The following is a 5,180-nucleotide window of genomic DNA, read 5'->3' as shown; positions in this document are numbered from 1 at the left end:
CGATACACAGCAGTTCGTCGTCGGCGTGGTGCTGCCGCAGGAACCGCGTCGTCACGGTTCCGGCCGTGAACACGCTGTCGACATCGACGTCGTACCCCGCGGCGCCGAGCCGACGACGAACTGCTGTGTATCGGCGACCCCGGGCTGTTCGATCAGTTCGAGGACGCGGGGCTCTCGACGACGGACGACGTCGACGCCGCCGACGCGCTCGTCGCCTCGATCGACCGCGGGTTCGACTACGAGGACCTCTGTACCGCGCTGTGGACGCTGGAGCGCGGCGTCCCCTTCATCGGCACCGACCCCGACGTGGTCATCCCGGCCCCCGAGCGCGACGTGCCCGGCTCCGGCGCGGTGATCAACGCGATCGCCTCCGTCGCCGAGCGCGAGCCCGACGTCGTCCTCGGCAAGCCGTCGGACCCCGCGATCGAGATGGTCCGCGAGCGCCTCCCGTACCCGCCCGAGGAGTGTCTCGTCGTCGGCGACCGCCTGAACACGGACATCGCGCTCGGCGAGCGCGCGGGGATGACGACCGTGCTCGTCAGGTCCGGCGTGACCGACGACGACCGGATCGCCGCCGCCGACGTCACCCCCGACTACGTGCTCGACGACCTCGGCGAGATCGACCGAGTCCTCGACTGAACGCACCCGTCTCGCCCCCGCGTCAGTACTTCCGCTCCGTGGGTAACGTTTATACGAATCAGTCGCTTCTCCATGCGTATGAGTGGCGTTGACACGCACGAGGGAGCGACCGGAGACGACGAGGAGGACCCGGAGCGACCCGTACGCGTGATCGAAGGGCACGCGGTCCAGTTCAACGAGTACCGGTACTGACCGGGGGCGCGGCCGTCGACCGGTGTCGGGACCGTTAAGTGCTCGTCCCGGGTAGCCGAGGGTGTGATACGGAGGCTCCGACGCGCGAGTACCTTCGCCGCCGTAGCCGCGCTCGCGGCCCTCGCGCCGACGCTCGGCGACGCCGCGGTCGTTCCCTTCCTCGCGGTCGCCGGCCTCGCCTTCTTCGGAATCCGCGACGGGGAGTGGTTCGAGACGCTCGCGCTGCCGGGCGATCGCGAGGAGGAGCGGCTCTACGGGCTCGTCGCCTTCTCGGTCGCCGCCGCCGGCCTTGCGCTGTTCGCCTCGCTCCCCCGCGCCCCCCTCCCGTACGAGGCGTTCGCCGCGGCGGCGCTCGCCGTCGGCGGGGGACGGTTCGGCCGGGAGCTCGTCGGCCGGTCGACGACCGACGAGTTCCCGCTCGTCGCCGGCTACGTCGGGGTGGGCGCCCTCGCGGCCTTCGTCGGACAGGTCGCGGTGCGGCTCCAGACGGCGGCCCTCGGCGTCGACGGCGGGTTCTCCCTCGACGGGCCGGTCCCCGCTCCGGGCGTCGACCCCGCGGGGGCGGCGTCGCTGGCGACCGCGCTCCCCGACCTCGTCTTCATCGCGTCCGTCGCCGCGCTGACCGCCGCGCTCGTGCGGTCGCTGGTGTTCGCCCGCGACGCGCACATCACGGTGATCCTCGTCGCGTTCGCGGTCTGGGGGTTCCTCGCGCTCGACCCGGCGGTCACCGTCCCCCTCGTCGCGTTCGGTCTCGGCGTGACCGTCGCGCTCGGTTACATCTCCTTCGCGCTCGGCACCGCCTCCGTCCCCGGGATGCTCACCGGTGTGCTCTCCGCCCTGCTCGCCGTAGTGCTCGGCGGGGTCGGCTGGTTCCTCACGCTGATGTCCTTCTACGCCGTCGGCGGGCTCGCCTCGAAGTACCGCTTCGACGAGAAGGCGGCCCGCGGCGTCGCCCAGGAGAACGAGGGGGCCCGCGGCACGGGTAACGTGCTGGCGAACTCCGCGGTCGCGCTCGTCGCGCTCGTCGGCTACGCCGCGACCGCCCACGTCGCGCTCCCTCCGGCCCCGTTCGCGCTCGCCTTCGCGGGGGCGACCGCCACGGCGATGGCCGACACGCTCTCCTCGGAGATCGGCGGGCTGTTCGACGGGCCGCGGCTCGTCACGACCCTCAAGCGGGTCGACCCCGGAACCGACGGCGCGATCACCTGGCAGGGTGAGTTCGCCGGTCTCGCGGGCGCGCTCCTCGTCGGCGGCCTCGCCGCGGTCGGAATGCCTCTCGGCGACCTCGTCGACGGCGGGGTCGTCGTCTTAGCGGGGGTCGCGGGCATGACCGTCGACAGCCTCCTCGGCGCGCTGGTCGAGGGCGACCGGATCGGCAACCAGACCGTGAACTTCCTCGCGACGCTGTCCGGGGCGGCGGTCGCGGTCGGGCTCGGGGTGACGGTGCTGTGAACCCGGCGTCGAACGACGGCGAGGGGCCGGACTCCGACCCGTCGGACGAAGACGCCGATACCCCGGACCCGCGCGTCCGCGCCGCCCGCCCGCCAGACGCCGACCGGATCCGCGAGCTCCAGGCGTTCCTCCGGCAGCCGAACCCGGACCTCTTGGAGTACGGCCTCGCGGTCGGCTCGGCGCTCGTGAGCGTCGCGGACGGCCGCCCGGTCGGGTACCTGCTTCCGGTCGACGCCCCCAACCGCCCCGGAGTCCACGTCGCCGAACTCGTCGTCGACCGGGACCACCGGCGCGAGGGGCGCGCACGCGGCCTCCTCTCGGCCGCGATCGAAGGGGCCGACGGTCCCGTGACGCTCCAAGCGCACCCCGACAACGACGGAGCGCTCGCGCTGTACGACGGGCTCGGCTTCGAGGTCGTCGACCGGCGCCCCGACGCGTACGCCGACGGCGACGCGCTCGTACTACGCCGGGAGTAGAGTCGTCGGCCTCGGAGCGGCCGGCGCCTCGCAGGCGCTCGGCGCCCCCGGAGCGGCGGGCGATCTCTCTCGGGAGCGAGCGAGAACAGACAAAAGGACTATTCGAGCCCCGCGCTACGAGCGAGACATGAGCGACGCCGACGCGGAGCCGGAAGCGGGCGAGGGTCCAGACGCGAGCGACGCCGCCGCCGACCCGATCGACGTCGACTTCGGCGAGGACGGGCTCGTCCCCGCGATCGCCCAGGACGCCGACTCGGGCGAGGTGCTGATGCTCGCGTACGTCTCGCCGGAAGCGCTCGACCGCACCCGCGAGACGGGCGAGGCGCACTACTACTCCCGGTCGCGCGACGAGCTGTGGCACAAGGGGGGCTCCTCCGGCCACGCGCAGGAGGTCCGCGAGGTGCGCGTCGACTGCGACGCCGACACGCTCCTGTACCTCGTCGACCAGAACGTCGGGGCGTGTCACACGGGGCACCGGTCCTGTTTCCACCGGACGATCGACGGCGAGCACGTCGGGGAGCGCGTCTTCGACCCGGACGAGGTGTACTGAATGGGCGACGCGGCCGGCGGCGCGGCGGACCGCGGCGCGGCGGGACGCGACGCGGAGCCCGACCCGGTCGCCGAGGCGGGCGAGGCGGCCGCGAGGCTCCGCGAGCGCTACGACGAGCTCCGGGGGATCGAGGGCCGGATCGCCGACCTCGGCCGGGAGCGCGTCGAGGCCGCGGCGGACACGTACCGCCGGGCCCACCGCGTGCTCGACGAGTACGAGGAGGACGCGGTCGGCAGCGGCGACTTCGAGGCCTACGTCCGGTTCGAGGGCGAGTTCGCGAACGCGGTCGACGTCGACGACGACGCGCTCGCGGCCGACGCGTTCGCGGCCGCCGACGAGGCGGTCGACAAGAAGCGGCTCTCGGAGCGCGACTTCGAGGCGGCCCGCGAGGCGCTCGAACCCGCCGGAGAGTACGTCGACCTGCTCGCCGACCGCGACGAGGCGCTCGACGACTATCGGATCGCCCGCAGGGACGCCCGTGAGGCGAAGAAGCGCCTCGCCGCCCGGCTCGACGAGCTTCGCGAGGTCGCGGCGATGGCGGACGCCGACCTCGACGCCGACGTCGACCGCCTCCGCGAGCCGGTGGAGACGTACAACGAGGCGGTCCGGGAGTCGTTCGACGAGTTCTATAAGTCCGCGTCGGCCCGCGAGGCATTCTCGTTCCTCGATCGCGCGGACGCGACGCCGTTCGTCGACGTCGACGTGCCGCCGACGGACCTGGCCGACTACGTCGCCGAGTACGAGGCGGGCAAGGAGCCGCTGCCGACCCTATTGAAGTACGCGGACTACTCGAACTCGAAGCTGGAGCACTACGTCGACGACCCCGGCGCGCTCCGGACGGCGGTCGCGGTCCACCGCACCTATATCGAGCGGCTCGACGGCGAGCCCCTGACGCTCGACTGGCCGCCCGCCGCCGGCGACGAGCTCGCCTACGAGATCGACGAGCTGATCCCGCTGGTCTCGCGCGTCGCCGACGACGACACGGTCGCGACGCTGCGCGCCGTCCGCGATCTCGCGCGCGACGACGAGTACGAGCGGCTCCGCCGCGCCGCCGAGGTTCGCGACGCGCTGGACGACCCCGAGCTGGAGCTGGTGCGGACCGGCGCCGTCGACGACCGGGTGCGCGAGGCCGAGCGCACCCTGGAGATCGCCGAGGACGTGCTCGCGGAGACGGAGCGGTAGCGGGCCTTTAAACCGTCCCTCTCGGAGAAGCGCGCCCTTTCAATAGCCGCCGGCGTCGACGTGACGACATGACACGATTCGACGCCGCGACGGAGACGGAGCGGCTGAAGCTGATCGCGGACGCGGCGGCCGCGCACCGCGCCCGGTCGAGCGACGTGATGACCGTCGACGTCGACCCCGACAGCGACGTCACCGAGGGCGGCGAGGTGCCGCCGTGGATCCAGCTCGTCGGCACGGAGCTGATCTTGGACTGCACCGACGACGAGTTAGAGCGGCTGAAGGACCTGCTCGGCGAGTTCCCCGAGTTCCGGATCGACGAACTCGTCAGCCCGGAGGAAGCCGAGGGGACGAACGCGGTCGTCACCGCGCGCTCGGACGCCAACCGCGTGGCGGGGTTCGTCGAGCGCGCGTTCCGCGAGGTGTACGGGCTCGACGAGGAGTATCGGGCCTGGGTGACGGCGATATGAATCGGATGAGGGTGTTGCTGTCGGGTGTTTATAATTGAGTGACGGCTCGGCGGTGACGGCTTTCGGATTCCCAGCCGCCTGTTTATAAATCGTTGATCGTGGCTTGACGATGAAAACCTCCAAAGCCCCAGCCGTGAGGCGGGCGCACGTTCGCTGCGCTCCTCGTCACTCGCTTCGCTCGTTCCTGCGGTGCTTACGTCACCTGCGCCCGCCTCACGGCTG

Annotated in this window: 5 protein-coding genes and 1 pseudogene; all 6 read left to right on the top strand. The window is 72.2% G+C overall.

Annotated elements, in window-relative coordinates; all coding sequences use genetic code 11:
* Nucleotides 1–105: 105 nt before the first annotated feature.
* Nucleotides 106–639, top strand: a pseudogene (locus tag DJ75_RS07935) (HAD-IIA family hydrolase); the annotation flags it as partial.
* 255 nt (nt 640–894) lie between these two features.
* On the top strand, nt 895–2,283 hold the full coding sequence (locus DJ75_RS07930; RefSeq protein ID WP_094523963.1) for a DUF92 domain-containing protein: 1,389 nt from the start codon (nt 895–897) through the stop codon (nt 2,281–2,283).
* A complete protein-coding gene (locus DJ75_RS07925; protein ID WP_094523962.1) occupies nt 2,280–2,759 on the top strand; it encodes an N-acetyltransferase in 480 nt (159 codons plus the stop codon). The genes DJ75_RS07930 and DJ75_RS07925 overlap by 4 nt, the downstream gene beginning before the upstream one ends.
* 127 nt (nt 2,760–2,886) lie before the next feature.
* Nucleotides 2,887–3,309 carry a phosphoribosyl-AMP cyclohydrolase gene (hisI, locus tag DJ75_RS07920; protein WP_249269100.1) on the top strand — a complete coding sequence of 141 codons (423 nt, stop codon included), beginning with the start codon at nt 2,887–2,889 and terminating at the stop codon, nt 3,307–3,309.
* Nucleotides 3,310–4,491 (top strand): hypothetical protein, encoded by a 1,182-nt coding sequence (locus DJ75_RS07915; RefSeq protein ID WP_094523961.1) that lies wholly within the window; start codon nt 3,310–3,312, stop codon nt 4,489–4,491.
* Between the two features lie 68 nt (nt 4,492–4,559).
* On the top strand, nt 4,560–4,958 hold the full coding sequence (locus DJ75_RS07910; protein WP_094523960.1) for a hypothetical protein: 399 nt from the start codon (nt 4,560–4,562) through the stop codon (nt 4,956–4,958).
* Nucleotides 4,959–5,180: the final 222 nt, after the last annotated feature.

The organism is Halorubrum sp. Eb13, from assembly GCF_002252895.1.
GTDB lineage: Archaea > Halobacteriota > Halobacteria > Halobacteriales > Haloferacaceae > Halorubrum.
The sequence above is the reverse complement of the archived record's forward strand: the minus strand, read 5'-3'. Positions and strand labels throughout refer to the sequence as shown.